Origin of the sequence: Amycolatopsis sp. WAC 01375 (genome assembly GCF_003947325.1) — a bacterium.
Classification (GTDB): Bacteria; Actinomycetota; Actinomycetes; order Mycobacteriales; family Pseudonocardiaceae; genus Amycolatopsis.
In genome coordinates this window covers 65,187-83,468 of the sequence record NZ_QHHW01000063.1, presented here as the reverse complement: position 1 = coordinate 83,468, position 18,282 = coordinate 65,187, and the positions used below count along the sequence as shown (strand labels likewise).

The following is an 18,282-nucleotide window of genomic DNA, read 5'->3' as shown; positions in this document are numbered from 1 at the left end:
CTTTCAGGCGCCCGGCAGAGGCCGGAGCTTCTCGGCGACGATGGATCCGATCCGGACCAGCGCCGCGGGTTGCACCATGTCGTAGTGGTTGGTCGGGATCTCGTGGTGTTCGATGGCGCCGCTGGTGAAGTCCTTCCAGCCGGCGACGGCTTCCGAAACCGGCAGATGGGCCGGCCTGTCCTCGGAAGCGACGAAAAGGAGGATGTCGCCGTTGAACGGCGAGGCGGTGTGCTGGGGCCCGACCTTCCAGAGGTTGCGCATCACGGCTTCCAACCGCTCCCGCGCGCCGGGCCCTTGGACCATGCCTCCGGCGAGTTCCAGATCTTGCTCTTTTCGTTTCTGGAGCCCGTCTTCGTCCCGCGCGGCCTCTTCGGTCACCGTGCCGGTCGCGTTCCGTCCCATGTAGACCGGATAGGCGTCGAGCAGGGCCAGCAGGCCGAGCTCTTCCCCTTCGGCTTCGAGCATCGCGGCCATCGCCTGCGCGATCCGGCCGCCGAGCGACCAGCCGAGCAGGTGATACGGCCCGGTCGGCTGCACGGCACGGATGTGCGCGAGGTAGTCCGCCGCCATCTCTTCGACACTCTCGGGCAAGCGTTCCGTACGCGCGAGGCCGCGCGCCTGGACGCCGTACACCGGCTGGTTCGCGGGAAGGTGCCGCAGCAGCGGCCCGTAGTTCCAGCTCAGTCCGCCGCTCGCGTGCACGCAGAACAGCGGCGGGCGGTCGCCGCCTGCCTGCAACGGCAACAGGATCTCGTAGTCGCCGGTCTTCACCGCGGTGCTCGACCGCCGCCGCTCCCCCACCACGATCAGGGTCTTGGCCGCGGTCTTGCGCGCGAGCAGGCCGGTGTTCAGCATCCGGTGTCCCGGCTCGCCGAACGGGCACGGCTCACCCGACTTGCCCTCGTCGACCGCCGGACCGGTGACGTACAGATCGCCGACGGCGCCCGGAGCGACGGGACGACGCTGGTCGTCGAGCACGAGCGCGCCGAGCGGGCCCAGTTCCGCGACCACCGAGGGTGCCTCCCCTGCCCATCGCGCCGGCGCGATCGCCGGACGGCCGCGTTCGGTGTCGTCGAGGAAGAGGTCGAGGTCGCCGATCCGCCGCTGGGGATCCTCCGCGACCTGTTCCAGCACTCGCACCAGCCGCCGGGCGACCGATTCCGCCGTGGCTTCGTCGAACAAGTCGGCCGCGTAGCGAAGGGTGCCTTCGAGACCGTCCTCGTTGTCGTCCTCGTCGAGCCGCTCGGTGAGCTTGAACGCGAGATCCAGCTCCGTGACCTCCGTCCCGCCGGAGACGACGCTGGTGCGCAGCGCGGGCAGTTCCGCCGCGTCCCACGCGCCGATGTCCTCCTCGTCCACCTCCAGTCCCACCTGGAACACGGGGTGGCGGGAGAGCGAGGCGGGCAGGTCCAGCAGTTCGACGATCCGCTCGAAGGGGACGTCCAGATGCTGCCGCGCGGCCCGGACAGCCTCCTGCACCCGGGTGACGACCTCGAGGAACGTCGGGTCACCGGAGAGATCCGTGCGCAGGGCGAAGGGCCGGGCGAACGGCCCGATCATCGGTTCGAGGTCGATGAGGTCCTCGTCCCGCGCCAGCGTCGTGCCGATCACGAGGTCGTGCCCGGCGCCGTATCTGGTCAGCAGCATGGCGAGCGCGGCGTGCACGACGTGGATCGTGTCCGCGCCGAGCCGTTGCGCCGCCTCGGTCAGCCGGTTGTACGGCTCGGCGTCCAGCCGCAGCGCGACCGTGCCCGCCTCGCGCGACGGGACCGCGGGCCGCGGCCGGTCGAACGGGAGCACCGTCTCCCCGTCGATCCCGGTGAGGGTGTCCCGCCAGAAGACGACCTGTTCGTTGATCAGGCTGCCCTGTTCGTCCTCGTCCGCGAGGAGCCGCTGTTCCCAGATCGCGTAGTCGGCGAACTGCAGTGCCAGCGGTGCACGCTCCGGGACCCGGCCCGAACGCCGTGCGCCGTACGCGGCCGCCAGGTCACGGAAGAACACGTCCATCGAGTCGTCGTCGGCCAGGATCCGGTGCACTCGCAGATGCAGCACGTGTTCCTTTTCCGACAGCGCGAAAAGGTCGCAGCGCCACGGCACTTCGCGCGTGAGGTCGAAGACCGACGCACGCAGCCCGGCGAGCAGACCGGGGAGTTCTTCCTCGGTGGCCGAAACCGGTGACAGCTCGATGGCCGCGGCCTCGTGGACGTCCTGCCGGACGCTCTGCGGGTCGCCCGGGAACGTCGTGCGGAGCACTTCGTGCCGGGTCGCGACGTCCCCGAGCGCCGCCGCCAGCCCGGGTACGTCGAGCCTGCCGCGCAGCCGCAGCGCGACCGAGATGTGCAGGCCCGCGGTCTCCTCACCGGGGCCGGCCAGTAGCCAGGCGCGGAGCTGCCGTGCGGTGAGCGGGAGCCGCTCCGGCCGCTCGGCGGGTTCCAGCGCGGGACGGGACTTCGCGGCGAGCGCCCTGGCGACCCCGGCGGGCGTCGGCGAGGAGAACAGCTGCCGGATGGGCAGATCCACGCCGATCACCTCGCGGATCCGCGCGATGAGCCGCATGGCCAGCGCCGAACTGCCGCCGAGGTCGTGGAAAGCATCGTCGACGCCCACGTTGTCGACACCGAGGATCTCCGAGAACAGTTCGCAGAGAACCTTTTCGGATTCGCTCTCCGGCGCCTTTTCCGACGCGCGGCCCGCGAGATCCGGGGCGGGCAGGGCGCGGCGATCCACCTTGCCGTTGGGTGTGACGGGCAGACCGGGAAGCGCGACGACCGCCATGGGAACCATGTACGCGGGCAGGACGAGGCCCATCCGGCGCCGGATCTCCTCCGGTCCCGCGTCCCCGCCGTCGGAGACGAAGTACCCCACCAGCCGCTTCTCCCCCGGCTGGTCCTCGCGCGCCATGACGACGGCCTCGACCACGCCCGGCTGAGCCGCCAGCACGGACTCGACCTCGCCCAGTTCGACGCGGTAGCCGCGGATCTTCACCTGGTCGTCGGCGCGTTCGAGGAACACGACCTCGCCGTCACGGGTCCAGCGCGCCAGGTCACCGGTGCGGTACATGCGCTCGCCCGGGACGAACGGGCACGCCACGAAGCGCTCGGACGTGAAGCCAGGGCTGTCGAGGTATCCGCGTGCCAGCCCCGTACCCGCGATGTACAGCTCGCCCGCCACACCAGGCGCGACCGGCCGCAGGAACGCGTCGAGGATGTGGATCCGGCGGTTCGTCATGGGGTGACCGATCGGCAGTTCCCGGTCGACCACGTCACCGGGTTCGATCGGGAGCCACGTCGCGCACAGGGTGGTCTCGGTCGGGCCGTAGGTGTTGCGCACTCGCAGGCCGGGCTGGGCCCGCCGCAGGTTCTCCACGGACTGCGCCGGAACGATGTCCCCGCCGGTGCCGATTTCGACCAGTCCCTCGAAGCACTCCGGCGAGGTTTCCGCCAGAGCGCGGAAAGTACCGGCGGTGAGGTGGACATGGTTCGCGCCGCGTGCGACGGCCTGCCGCACTCCGGCCGCGTCCAGCACGCCCGGCTCGGTGAGCAGGACGCGGGCACCCGTCGAAAGCGGCACCCACATCGCGTAGAGCGAAGGGTCGAAGACGTGCGTCGCGTGCATCAGCACGCCGTCGCCGGGGCCGATCTGCCAGCCCTGGTCGCCCGCCAGGCCCGCCACGGCGCCGTGCGGGATCCCCACGCCCTTGGGCAGACCGGTGGAGCCCGACGTGTACATGACGTACGCCAAGTCGTCCGCGCTCGGCCGGAATTCCGGTGCTGTGGCGGCGAAAGCGTCGATAGTGGCTCGCGTCTCCGGGGCGTCGAGAACGATCGCGTCCGCCGGAGCGACGCCGCTGGTGGCCTGGGTGCACAGAACGACCGAGACCTGGGAATCGCCGAGGATGAACGAGATCCGCTCCGCCGGGTACTCGACGTCCACCGGAACGTATGCGGCGCCTGCCTTCCAGCTCGCCAGGAACGCGATCAGCAGCTCCGGCGACCGCTCCATCGCCACCCCGACGCGGTCACCGCGGCCGACGCCACGGGTGGCGAGGTGCGCCGCCAGCCGATTCGACGCCTGGTCGACCTCGGCATAGCTCAGATCCGCGCCCGCGGCGTCGGTGATAGCCACCGCGTCGGGCGCTTCGGCGACCCGCCGCGCGAACAGCTCGACGACGGAGTCGCCCGGCACCGGGCCCGCGGTCGCGTTGAATTCGTCCACCACCAGCGCGCGTTCGGTCTCGCTCAGCAGCGTCAGACGGCCGACGAGGACGTCGGGTTCGGCGACCAGGCGTTCCAGCACGCGGGCCAGCGCCCCGACGACCGATCCGGCGGCCGTCTCGTCGAACAGACCGCGGTCGTAGTCGAGGATCAGCGGCATCTGCTCACCGGGACCGGTGACGAGGGTGAACGGGTAGTGCGACGAGTTGCGCCCGCGCTTGACCGGCCGCAGGGTCAGGCCGTCGTGCGCCTGCCCGAGCCCCTTGCGAGGGAAGTTCTCGTAGATGACGAGCGTGTCGAAGACCGCGCCGGGTCCGACGACGGCCTGCACGTCCTGGAGGCCGAGATGCTGGTGGGCCATGAGGGCGGACTGGCCGCGTTGCAGTTCGGCGAACAGGTCGACGGCCCGCCGCGCGCCGTCGAGCCGGACCCGCACCGGCAGGGTGTTGAGCAGCTGGCCGACCATCGACTCCACGCCGGCCAGTTCGGCGGGACGCCCCGAAGCGGTCGCGCCGAACACCACGTCGGTCCGGCCGGCGAGCTGCGACAGCACGACGGCCCACGCGCCCTGCACGACAGTGTTCAGCGTGAGGTCGTGGCCGCGCGCGAACTCGGCCAGCCCGTCCGTCAGCTCCGTGGAGAGCTCGACGATCGTCGTGTCGATTTCCGGCACCCGGCCAGGATCGGCCGGGGCGACCGCGACGGGCGTGTCCAGTCCGGCGAACTCCTCCCGCCAGGCGGCCCGCGCGATTTCCTTGTCCTGCTTGCCGAGCCAGGCGAGATAGTCCCGATAGGACACTGTGGGCGGCAGCCCTGACGCGTCCCCGCCCGCCGCGTAGATCGCGGCCAGCTCGCGGTGGATGATCGGCATCGACCAGCCGTCGGTCAGCACGTGGTGGAGCGTGTGCACGAGCCGGTGGCGGTCCGGGCCGAGCCGGATCAGGTGCAGCTTCATCAGCGGCGCCACCTCGATCCGGAGGCGCTCGGCCAGCTCGTCCGCGGCCAGCCGGTCGACCTCGCTGTCGAGGATGTCCTCCGGTAACCCGGTGAGATCCGTTTCGCGCCAAGGGATCTGCGCGTCCCGCGTGATGACCTGCACCATCTGCGCGCCGCTGACGTAACGGAAACAGGCCCGCAGGGCGGCGTGCCGGTCGACCAGCGCCTGCCACGTCGCCCTCAGCAGGGCGGCGTCCAGCGGGCCGTCGATGCCGTAGACGGTCTGCACGGTGTAGGTGTCGGGCCCCTCGCCGTCGAGGACAGTGTGGTAGAGCATTCCCTCCTGCAGCGGGGAAAGAGGCCAGACGTCCTCCACGCTGGAACGTGGCTTCGCGCGAGTGTCGTCAACGGTCACGATCTGCTCCTGTCGGTGGGTGAACTCGCGTTCGCGTTGGGCGGGTGGGGCGAACTCGCGTGCTTGAGGGCGTAACTCGCGTGATCAGAGCCGTAACTCGCGTGATCGGAGCCGTATATGCGAGTTACGCCTCCAAACACGTGAGTTACGGTCCCAAGCACGTGAGTGCGGTGTCTGATCACGAGAACCCGGCCTCGAGCTGATCCAGCTGGTCGGCGGAAAGCGCGATGAGCGCGCCTCCGGCGGGCTCCGGTTCCGGGGTGGTCTCGCCTTCGGCCGGGATCTCCTTGACGAGCGTCGCCAGCCGTTCCGGTGTCTTCTCTTCGAACACCTGCCACGGGCTCAGTTCCAGCCCGTTCCGGCGGGCTCGGGCCGACAGCTGCATCGAGGTGATCGAGTCGCCGCCGAGTTCGAAGAAGCTGTCGTCGGCACCCACCCGCTCCAGCCCGAGTACCTCCGCGAACAGTCCGCACAGCTTCGCCTCCAAGGCCGTGCGCGGGTTCCGCCCGGAGGTCATCCCGGCGAAGTCCGGCGCCCGGAGCGCCCGGTGGTCGAGCTTGCCGTTCGGGGTGAGCGGCATCTTCTCCAGCGCCACGAACGCCGCGGGCATCATGTACTCCGGCAGGCGTTCGGCCGCCAGTTCGCGCAACGCGGAAGCCGGCGTGCCGCCCCCGGCGGGGGCATCGGCCGAGGGCACGAAGTACGCCACCAGCTGCTTGTCGCCAGGGCCGTCCCGGTGGACGGCGACCGCCACCTGGGCGGCCAACGGGTGTTCCGCCAGCACGGCCTCGATCTCGGCGGGTTCGACCCGGTAACCGCGCACCTTGACCTGCGCGTCGGCCCGGCCGACGAAGTACAGCCTGCCGTCGGAACCCCAGCGGAACCGGTCGCCGGAGCGGTACATGCGGCCGCCGGGTGAGAACGGGTCGGCGACGAACCGTTCCGATGTCAGCCCCGGACGTCCGAGGTAACCGCGGGCGAGCCCGACTCCCGTGATGTAGAGCTCGCCCGCCACCCCGGGCGGCACCGGCTGAAGGAAGGCGTCGAGCACGTAGTGCCGCACGTTCCGGATCGGGCCGCCGAGCGGGACGACGTCGTGCCCCGGAGACAACGGGGCACTCATCGTCGAGCAGATGGTCGTCTCCGTCGGCCCGTAGGCCTGGATCATCCGACGGCCGGGAGACCAGCGGTCCACGAGCGCGGCGGGCAGGACCTCGCCGCCGGTCAATACGGTCCGCAGCGTGTCGGGCAGATCGTCCTCGCTTGCCAGCACACTCGGCGAAACGGTCAGGTGGGTGATACGCGCCCGGCGGATCGCGTCGCCCAACGTCACCCTCGGCGGCATGCTCGCCGGATCGGGCAGCACCAAGGTCGCGCCGGCGAGCAGGGACATGTAGAGCTCGGAGACGATGGCGTCGAATCCGATCGCGGACAACTGCAAGATCCGCGAGGACGAAGTCACGGCCATCCGCTCGATATGCGCGTGGCCCAGGTTGACGAGGCCGGAATGGGGGACCACGACGCCCTTGGGCACTCCGGTCGACCCGGACGTGTAGATGACGTAAGCCGCGTCTTCGGAGGCCACCGGCGGCAAGGCCACGTCCGGCTCGGCGGCGGGCGGTTCGTCCAGCACCAGCACCGTGCCCGCGAACCCGGCAGGCACGACCGCCCGGGTCGCCTCGGTGCACACCAGCACTTCGGGTGCCGAGTTCGCCAGCATGAATTCGACGCGCTCACGGGGATAGTCCGGATCGACCGGGACGAAAGCCCCGCCCGCGAACGTGACGCCCATGAGGGCGACCACCAGTTCGACCGAACGCTCGACCAGTACGCCGACCCGGGTTTCGCGCCGCACGCCCAGCCCCACGAGCACGCGCGCCAGTGTTTCCACCTCGACGAGCAATCCGCCGAACGACAGGCTCCGCACCGCGTCCTCCACGGCCGTCGCGTCCGGTGTCCGCCCGGCCTTGGCACGGACCAGGGCGGGCAGTGTCTCGGCGGCGAGCGCCTCGTCCGTCCGGTTCCATTCCCTCACCACCAGGTGACGCTGCTCCGGACCGATCAGCTCGACGCGCCCCACCGGGATCCGAGGGTCGGCCACGACCTGTTCGAAGGCCCGGATGATCGACGCGAGGATCTCCTCGACCCGCGTCCGGTCGAACACGTCGGGGCGGAAGATGATCTCGCCGTGGACGCCACCTCCTTCGGACGCGCGGATGGACAGCGGGTAGTGCCCGGTGTCGTCCGGGATTCCGGCGGGTCGCAACGCGAGGACGTCCGGGTCGTCGGACGGCCGCGGCGGGGGCGGGTAGTTCTCGAACACCACGATCGTGTCGAACGCGGCACCCGGACCGACGAGCTGGTTGATCTCGGCCAGCCCGATGTGCTGATGCGACATCGACGCGACCTGACGGTCCTGCAGGTCCGACAGCATGTCGAGGAACGGCTCCGCGCCGATGAGGCGGGCCCGGACCGGCAGCATGTTCATGAACAGGCCGACCGCGGATTCGACGCCGGGGATCTCGGGCGGGCGTCCGGCCACCGTGGTCCCGAAGACCACGTCGTCGCGTCCCGTCAACCGGGCCAGCAGCAGCGCCCAGACCCCTTGGAAAAGGGTGTTCATCGTCACGCCGTGCCCGCGGGTGAACTCCACCAGGCGCCGGCTCAGCTCGTCGTCGAGGTCGAAACGCACGCGGTCGGGTTCGATGGGCGTGGTGATCGTGTCCGGTGGCACGACGTGGGTCGCTTCGTCGAGCCCGGCGAGCGCGGTCTGCCACGCCTCCCGGGCGGCCGCCTTGTCCTGGCTGGCGAGCCAGGACAGGTACTCCCGGTATGACGTCGGGGCGGGCAGGGTCCGGCCGTCGCCGCCGGCTTCGTACGCCGCCATCACGTCGCCGAGGAAGACCGGAAGCGACCAGCCGTCGGCCGAGATGTGGTGCGACCTGAGCACGAGCCGGTGCCTTCGTTCGGTGAACCGCACGAGGTGCACGTGGACCAGCGGCGCTTGGGGCAGCTCGAATCGCGCGGCATAGGACTCCGCCTCGATCCGCTCGAACTCCGCCAGCGCCTCGTCTTCCGGCAGGTGGGACAGGTCGGTTTCCTGCCAGGGCAACGCCACCTCGCGGGCCACCGCCTGGACGGCCGTTCCCGACCCGAGCTGATGGAAGCTCGCCCGCAGGGCGGGATGCCGGTCGAGCAGGGTCTGCCACGACGCCCGGAACCGGGCGACGTCCAACGGGCCGTCGAGAGCGAGCGTCCGCATGCCCGCGTAGACGTCCGGGCCGCGCTCGTCGACCGCGTGGAACAGCAACCCTTCCTGGAGGGGGGAAAGCGGCCAGATGTCGTGCACGTCCGGGACGAGAGCCTCGACCTCCGCCACTTCCTGCCACGTCAGCGTGATGAGCGGGAAGTCCGACGGCGTGTGTCCCCCGGCGCTCTCGTCGCTGCCGACGTGGGCGGCGAGGCCGGTCAGCATGTCCAGCCATGCCTGGGCGAGCGACTCCGCGTCGGCCTCCCCGAGCAGCCGCTCCGCCCAGGTCACGGTGAGGGTGAACTCGGGTCCGGCCGCACCGTCCAGCACGACCGCGTCGATCTCCACGGCGTGCCGCAGCGGCAGGTCGTCCTCCGCCGTGCCGCCGATGGTCCCGGCCAGCCGCCAGGGTTCCGCGTCGTCGTCGGGCCGGGGCGAGAACCGGCCGAGGTAGTTGAACCCGATCTCCGCCGACGGTAGCGCCGCCAGTGTCTTACCGGTCTCGTCGCCGAGGTACCGCAGGATCCCGTAGCCGAGCCCGCCGTCGGGCACAGCTCGCACGTTTTCCTTGACCTGCTTCAGCAAACGACCAGGCGCGTCCGCCTCGGCGGGGTCGATCCCGGCGGTGTCCAACCTCAGCGGATGGACATCGGTGAACCAGCCGAGCGTCCGCGAAAGGTCCATGTCTTCGAGCGGCTGACGGCCGTGGCCTTCGACGTCCACCACGACGGCGGTGCCGCCGCGCCAGCGGGTCACCGCACCGGCCAGTGTCGCCAGCAGTACCTCGTGGACACCGCAGTGGAAGGCCGTGGTGGCCTTCTCGACGAGCACGCTCGCGCGGTCCCGCGGCAAGGTCCACGACCGGCGTCCCGAGGTCGCGATGGTGTCGCGCCGGGGATCGAGTTCGCCGACCCGAGCCTGTGCGCCGTCGAGGATCTCCTTCCACAGCTCCAGTTCCCCGGTCCGCGACGCCGCCTGGTCTGCCAGCGTCCGCGCCCAGCGCCGGAACGTGACGGGCGGCGGATCGAGCACCGGTCGCTCGCAAGCCGCTTGCAGATCCGCCAGCAGGACACGCCACGACACCACGTCGACCGCGAGGTGATGGGCGGCCATCACGAGCCGTCCCCCGCGCCCGGGGCCCGCGTCCACCCACACCGCCTGGAGCATCACGCCCGCGACGGGGTCCAGCCGTCCGGCCGCCTCGTGGGCGTGGCGCTCCGCGACCTCGTCGATGTCGCCGTCTCCGGCCTCGACCCGTTCGAGCAGCGCCGCCGCGGCCACGGTTCCCCGCTCGGCCACGACCAGCCGGGATTCGACGACCCGGCTCCGCAGCAGATCATGGGTGTCGATCACCGCACCCAGACCGGCCGTCAGCGCCTCGAGCGACAGGTCGGCCGGCACACCCGCGGTCACCCACTGCGCCAGCCCGCCCCGCGCCATCGCACCGGGATCGCGCTCCAGCAACGCCCGCACGACCGGCGTCCAGGGCACCTCGCCGACGCCGTCGGCGACCTCGGCCCGCGACACGCCACGTTCGGCGACCGCCGCGATCCCCGCGGGGGTCTTCTGTTCGAAGACCTGTTTCGCCCCGAAGACGAAGTTCTCGCGCCGAGCACGGGCGGCCAACCGCATCGAAAGGATCGAGTCGCCGCCCAGTTCGAAGAAGCTGTCGTCCGCGCCGACCCGGTCCAGTCCGAGGATCTCGGCGAACAGGTCGGTCAGCACCCGTTCGGCCTCGGTCCGCGGCTCGCGACCGGCCGGTTTCCCGGCGAATTCGGGGGCGGGCAGGGCCGCGCGGTCGAGCTTTCCGTTGAGGGTCAACGGGAAGGTGTCCAGCACCAGCACGACGGCGGGCACCATGAACTCCGGCAGCCGCTCCGCGAGCCGCGCTCGGACCGCGTCGGATTCCAGTGCCTGCCCGGATTCCGCGGTGACGTACGCGATCAGCCGCTTCTCGCCGGGACGTTCTTCCCGCGCCACCACGACCGCCTGCGCGACGTCGGGTGCGTCGGTCAACGCCGCCTCGATCTCCCCCGGTTCGACGCGGTAGCCGCGGATCTTCACCTGGGCATCGGCCCGGCCGCCGAACAGCAGCTCGCCGTCGTCCGTCCAGCGCGCGAGGTCTCCGGTGCGATACATCCGCTCACTGGCCGCGAACGGGTTCGCGACGAACCGCTGGGCCGTCGCGGTCGGAGCGCCGAGATAACCGTGTGCCAGACCGGCCCCGGCGAGGTACAGCTCGCCGGTCACGCCCGGCGCAACCGGCTGAAGGAACGCGTCGAGCACGTACGCCTTCCTGCCGGCCAACGGTCCGCCGATCGGCAGGACGTCACCCGTTTCGGCGCCGGGTTCGAGGACGAGCCAAGTGGCGCACAGGGTGATCTCGGTGGGGCCGTACAGCTGACGGAACCGCACGTCCGGGCAGGCGCGGCGCATCCGCTCGACGGAGGCGAGCGGCACCGCGTCGCCACCGGTCAGGATCTCGCGCAGGCCGGTGAAGGATTCCGGTGCTTCCTCGGCCACCACCCGGAAAGTCCCGGCGGTCAGGTGAACGGTGGTGACGCCGCGTTCGACCGCCTCCCGCACCCGCTGTGCGTCGACCGCGCCCGGTTCCGCGACCACCACGGTGGCCCCGCTCGCCAGCGGCACCCAGATCTCGACCAGCGACGCGTCGAAAGCGTGGGAAGCGTGCAGCAGCACGCGATCGCCGGGGCCCTGCGACCAACCCGGGTCACCCGCGAGGGCCGCGACACTGCCGTGCGGCACCGAAACACCCTTCGGCACGCCGGTCGATCCCGACGTGTACATCACGTAAGCCGTGTCGTGCACGCCGACAGAGACCGGCGGTGCCACGTGCTCCGTCGCACCCATGACCACCGGCTCGACGCCGTCCGGCACCGCGTCGCGGCTCGCCGCCACGCAGATCGCCAGCGCCGCACCGGAATCGGCCAGCATCCGCTCGATCCGCTCCGCGGGGTAGTCCACGTTCACCGGAACCTGCGCGGCCCCGGCCTTCCAGACCGCCAGCAGGGCGACGAGCAGATCCGCGCCGCGTTCCATCACGACGCCGACGCGGTCACCGCGCCGCACACCTCGCGCGGCCAGATACCCGGCCAGCCGGTCCGATTCCCGGTCCAGCTCGGCATAGGACAGCGTGCGTTCCCCGTCGACGACGGCCACGGCGTCGGGGGATTTCCCGGCCGTGCGCCGGAACAACTCCGGCACCGTGGTCCCGGACGTCGCCTCGCCCGTCGCGTTCCACCGCTCCACCACGGAAACGCGCGCCGGTTCGCTCGTCACACCGAGACGGCCCACGGGAAGCGACGCCTCCGTCGGCACCCGTTCCAGGACCCGCACGATCTGCCTGGCGACCTCGGCCGCCGTCCCCTCGTCGATCCGGTCGGGCCGGTAGGCCACGCGGATCCGCAGGGTCTTCCCCGGCGAGACGCTCATGGTCAGCGGATAGCCGGTGCCGGTCCTGGTCACGACCGAGCTGATCGAAACCCCGCCGTCGTCGCCGAGACCGTCGGCGTCGTGCGGGTAGTTCTCGATCATCACGATGGTGTCGAAGACCGCTCCCGGCCCGGCCGCCCGCTGCACCTGCGACAGCCCCAGGTACTGGTGCTCGGTCAACGCCGACTGACGGGCCTGCAGGTCCTGGAGCATTTCCAGCACCGGCAGGTCGCCGTCGAGGCGCACGCGGACCGGGACGGTGTTGATGAACATCCCCACCATCTGTTCCACGTCCGGCACTTCCGCGGGACGCCCGGACACGACCGTCCCGAAGACGACGTCCGTCCGGCAGGCCAACCGCGACAGCACCAGCGCCCACGCGCCCTGCAAGATCGTGCTCAAGGTCAGACCGTGACCACGCGCGAAACCGGTGAGGGCTCGCGTCGCGGCCTCGGGCAGCCATTCGGCGTGCTCACCCGGTACGACCATCGCCTTGTCCGCGTCGGCGTCCACCACGGTCGGTTCGTCGGCACCGGCGAGTTCGGCCTGCCACGCCGCCCGGGTCGCCTGCTCGTCCTGACGGCTCAGCCACGTCAGATAGTCCCGATAGGACGGTGGCTTCGACGGACTTTGCCCGCCCGCGTACGCGATCGACACCTCGCCCAGGACAAGCGGCGTGGACCAGCCGTCGAGAAGGACGTGGTGCGACGTCAGCACGAAGCGGTGCCGCACCGGGCTGAGCTTGATCAGCATCAGCCGCAGCAGGGGCGCTTCGGTCACGTCGAATCGCCGCGCCTGGTCCTCGGCGAGCAGACGTTCGATCTCCGCGGCCGCGTCCGCCGCCCCGACCTGCGACAGATCGACCGCACGCCAAGGGATTTCGGCCTCGGCCGCGACGACCTGCACCGGTTCGCCGGAGCCCAGCTGGTGGAATCCCGTCCGGAGCGAATCGTGCCGGGCGATCACCCGGTTCCAGGCGGCCCGCAGCCGGTCCGCGTCGAGGGGCCCGTCGAGGTCCAGGATCCGCTGGCTCTGGTAGACGTCGACGCCGTCATCGGCGACGGTCCGTTCGAAGAGCATGCCTTCCTGGAGCGGCGAAAGCGGCCAGATGTCCGTCAGGCCCGGCGTCGTGGCTTCCAGCTCGGTCACGTCCTGCTGGGTCACCTCGGCGAGCGCGAAGTCGGACGGCGTGTGCCCGCCCGCGGCGGGATCGGCGGCGAGGCCGGTCAGCACCTCCAGCCAGGCCTCACCGAGACGCTCCACCGCGGCGGGGTCGAGATCCCGGCCGTCGATGGCGAGCCCCAGCCGGGGCCCGTCCGGCGTGTCCTGGACCTCCGCGCCGACCTCCACGGGGTGGGCCAGGATCATGTCCGGACCGCCGCCGAGCGGCCCTTCGCCCGACGGCTGCCATGCCCGGTCCTTGACGGAAAGGCTTGTCCTGCCGAGATAGTTGAAGCCGATCTGCGCGGACGGCGACGCGGCCAGCCTGGCGGCGGTGCCGGGGTTGAGGTAGCGCAGCAACCCGTAGCCGAGTCCGTCGCCCGGGACGGCGCGGATCTGTTCCTTGGCGGTCTTCAGTAGCTGTCCCGCCCCGACCTCGAAGCGGACCGGGTGCACACTCGTGAACCAGCCCACGGTACGCAGCAGGTCCTCGCCGTCGGCGGCCTCACGGCCGTGGCCTTCGACGTCCACCAGCAGCGCTCCACCGGTCCCGCGCAGCCGCGTCACCGCACGGGCGAGACCCGCCAGCAGGACGTCTTGGATCCCGCAGTGGAAGGCTCCGGGCAGCCGGGTCAGCAGGTCGTCGGCCACGTCGCCGGACAGCGTCGAAGACCACGAGTGCGTCTTCCCCGGGCTCAGTTCCACGGCCGGTTCCGCGCCGTCGAGAAGGGCGATCCACTGTGCTGTCTCGGCCACGGTGCGCTCGTCGCGGGCCTGCTCGGCCAGCCTCCGCGCCCACTGCCGGTACGACGTCGTCACGGGTTCGAGAGCGGCGGTGGCGTCTTCGTAGGCCGAGCGCAGATCCGGCAGGATGATTCCCCACGAAACCGCGTCGACGGCCAGGTGATGCGCCACCAGCGCCAACCGGCCCTGACCGGTCTCCGGGGAGTCGATCCACACCGCGCGCAGCATGATCCCTGCCGCCGGGTCCAGCGCGGCCGTCGCCTTGCGGACCTCGCGTTCGGCGGCCTCGTCGAGGTTCTCGGCGATGACCCGCGTCACCAAGGCGGCCGCGTCCACCGCACCCGGCTCGGGCACGATCAGCTGTCCCGTCTCCACCCGTGCCCGCAGCAGATCGTGGGTGTCCAGCACGGCTTGCAGGGCTTTCACCAGCACGTCCTGGTCGAATCCCGGCGGGGTCACGAGGACCCTGGCCTGTGCGAAGCCGGGCCGCACGGCGTTCTCGCCGAGGGCGAGCATCACCGGCGTCATCGGGATCTCGCCGACCCCGCTGTCCCCTGTATCCCCTGTATCCACTGTGGAGGGTGTCGGCCGGTCCTCCTCGGCCAACGCCGCCAGGCGCGCGGGAGTCCGGTGCTCGAACACCAGCCGCGGCGTCAGGGAGATCCCTTCACGCCGGGCGCGGGCGGCCACCTGCATCGACGAGATCGAGTCGCCGCCCAGCTCGAAGAAGCTGTCCTCGACGCCGACCCGCTCCAGCCCGAGCACCTCGGCGAACACTCCACAAAGGACTCGTTCGTCCTCGGTCGACGGCTCGCGGCCTGCCGCCTTCGAGGAGAAGTCCGGTTCGGGCAGCGCCTGGCGGTCCACCTTGCCGTTGACGGTCAGCGGCAACTCGTCCAGCACCAGCATCGCGGCCGGGATCATGAACTCGGGCAGCGTGTCGGCGAGCTGTCCGCGCAGCTGCTCCGCGTCGACGTCCTGTCCCGCTTCGCCGACCACATAACCGATCAGATGCTCATCACGGGCGAGCACCACGGCCTGCGCGACGCCGGGCAGCGCGGCGAGCGCCACCTCGACCTCCCCGGGCTCCACGCGGTATCCGCGGATCTTCACCTGGTCGTCGGCGCGGCCGGCGAACGCCAGCGCGCCTTCGTCCGTCCAGTACGCCAGGTCGCCGGTCCGGTACATGCGCTCGCCAGGAGCGAAAGGATCGGCGACGAACCGCTCGGCCGTCAGCACCGAACGTCCCAGATAGCCTTGCGCCACACCGGCTCCGGCGACGTACAACTCACCGGGCAGCCCCGCGGGCACCGGTCGCAGGAACGCGTCGAGGACGTAGACCCGCCGTCCCGCGAGCGGACGGCCGATCGGCAGCACCGACCCCAGGTCGTCACCGGGTTCGAGCAGCCACCACGTCGCGCACAGCGTGGCCTCGGTGGGCCCGTAGAGATGCCGCACCCGCACGTCCGGGCACGTCCGCCGCACCCGCTCGACCGCCGCGGGCGGCACCGCGTCGCCGCCGGTCAGCACCTCGCGCAGGCCGGCGACCGACTCCGGTGCTTCCTCGGCCAGCACCCGGAAACTCCCGGCCGTCAGGTGCGCGGCCGTGACCCCGGCCGCGACGTGAGCGGCCAGCGCCTCGCCGTCCACAACACCCGATCCGGCGAGCACCAGCCGCGCGCCCGACAGCAGCGGCACCCACATCTCGAACAGGGAGATGTCGAAAGCGTGCGAGGCGTGCATCAGCACGGCGTCGTCCGGGCCGACATCCCAGCCCGGTTCGCCGACCAGCGCCGCGACGTTGCCATGCGACACCGCGACACCCTTCGGCGTGCCGGTCGACCCCGACGTGTACATCACGTACGCGACATCCTGTGCCGTCGCACCGATCGACAGCCGGGCCGACTCCGCGACCACCCGGCGGGTCTCCGGATCGTCGAGGACGATCGGTGCGAGACCGTCGTCCAGCACGGCGTCCCGATGCGCTTCCGTGCACACCACCGCGGCCGGCTCCGCGTCCGCCAGCATGAACTTCACGCGTTCCGCCGGATACGCGGGGTCCAGCGGGAGGTACGCCGCGCCCGCCTTCCACACCGCGAGCAGCGTCGCGATCAGGTCGGGCGATCGGTCCATCACCACGGCGACCCGGTCGCCGCGCCGGACTCCCTTGCCACTCAAGAAACCCGCGAGCCGCTCGGCGCGCTCGGCCAGCTCCCCGTACGACAGCGTCTCGTCACCGGCGACGACCGCGACCGCGTCGCGACGGCTTTCGCTCTGGCGCGCGAACAAGTCCGGTGCCAGCACGTTCGGCCGCGCCTCGGACGACACGCCCCACCGCCCGAGCACCACTTCGCGCTCGGCCTCGCTGGTGACGTCGATGTCGGCGACGGTGAGGTCACCCGACAGCCGGCGCAGCACACCCGTGAACCGCTCGACGATGGCGAGCGCGGCGGCCTGGTCGTAAAGGTCGGTCAGGTAGTCGAGTTTGACGAGCATCGACTCGCCGGGGACGGCGACCAGCGTCAGCGGATAGTGGGCGGCTTCCTGGCCCTGGTTGACGCGAATGCCGAAGGGAGCGGCGGAATCCGGCCCGGCGAGCTCGCGGGGGAAGTTCTCGAAGACGATCAAGGTGTCGAAGCTCGCGCCGGGTCCGGCAGCCTGCTGGATGTCCGCCAGCCCGACGAACTGGTCGGGAATCAGCGCCGACTGCCGTTTCTGCAACTCCGCCAGCATCTCGACGACCGGCGCCGCCCCACGCAACCGCGCGCGCACCGGGACGGTGTTGAGGAACAGCCCCACCATCCCCTCCACCCCGGGCAGATCCGGCGGGCGCGCCGAGACGACCGCGCCGAACACGACGTCAGTCCGGCCGGTCAGCTGCGCCAGCACCAGCGCCCACGCGCCCTGCACCACCGTGTTCAGCGTCAGGCCGTTACCGCGGGCCAGCTCCTCCAGCGATCGCGTGAGATCCGGGGGGAGTTCGACCGTGACACTCTCGGGGACGCCGGGCGCACGTCCCGGATCGGCGGGTGCCACCAAGGTCTGCGCCTCTAGGTCCCCTAGTTCCTTTGTCCAGGCCGAAAGCGCCTTGGTCTTGTCCTGGCGGCTCAGCCAAGCGAGGTATTCGCGGTAAGGCGTCACTTCCGGCAGCTCCGCCGCCGCGTACAGCGCCGACAACTCGTCGAACACGATGGGCAGCGACCAGGCGTCCATGATCGCGTGATGGCAGGTGACCACCAGCCGGTGACGGTCGTCGCCGAGCCGGATCAACGTCAGCCGCAGCAACGGCGCCGTCGCGAGGTCGAACCGCTTCGTCCGGTCCTCCTCGGCCAGCTCGCGCACGGCCTCATCGGTGTCGTCGAGATGGGACAGGTCGATCTCGCGCCACGGCAGTTCCACCTGCCTGGCGATGATCTGCACGGTCTCACCCGATTTACGCTGCCGGAAACAAGCCCGCAGGGAAGCGTGGCGGGCCAGCAATGCCTCCCACGCCGCGCGGAGCCTCGCCGCGTCCACCGGGCCGTCGAGCTCCAGCACCCAGTGTCCGATGTAGACGTCGAGCCCGTCACCGTCGTAGACCGCGTGGAAGACCAGCCCTGCCTGCAACGGCGACAGCGGCCAGATGTCCTCGATCCGCGACTGAGCCATCAATATCTCCCTCGATCAGCGAAGTTCTCCGGCGAACCGAGCTCGAATTCCTCGATCCCGTCCGGCGCGAAGCCGAGGCGCCGACGTCGAACACGGCATGTCCCCCCGCAGAATCGTCACCCGAAGGGGCGGCACGGACAACATGTCCAACGGGCGCTTTTCCTGCGGTGAAAAGCAAAAGGGGTCGTGAGTGGCGATTCGGGTCAGAGCCAAGGGTGGCTTAGTACCTACGTGGGTTCCGGCTGCGGTTGACGCCAGGCCGGTCCGTAGTCGCGGTCCGTGGGGATGTCGTGAAGGGTCCCTTTGAGACGATGAAGGTCTCAAAGGGGCCCTTCACGACCGTGACCTTGCCCGCCCCAGTACATGAAGGACCCCTTCCTTGCGCCTAGGTACAGGAAGGGGTCCTTCACGCGCAGCCGCTGTGACCACTGGTGCACCTGAGGCGAACGTGGCGACGCCCG

The 18,282-nt window shown here is 70.9% G+C and carries 2 protein-coding genes; both read right to left on the bottom strand.

Going from position 1 to position 18,282, the window contains the following annotated elements:
• Positions 1–3 precede the first annotated feature (3 nt).
• The gene (locus tag DL991_RS41535; protein ID WP_125789835.1) at positions 4–5,565 is read right to left on the bottom strand and encodes a non-ribosomal peptide synthetase; all 5,562 of its coding nucleotides are present in this window, start codon (positions 5,563–5,565) and stop codon (positions 4–6) included.
• 178 nt (positions 5,566–5,743) lie between these two features.
• Positions 5,744–17,821 (bottom strand): non-ribosomal peptide synthetase, encoded by a 12,078-nt coding sequence (locus tag DL991_RS41530; RefSeq protein ID WP_125789834.1) that lies wholly within the window; start codon positions 17,819–17,821, stop codon positions 5,744–5,746.
• Positions 17,822–18,282 lie beyond the last annotated feature (461 nt).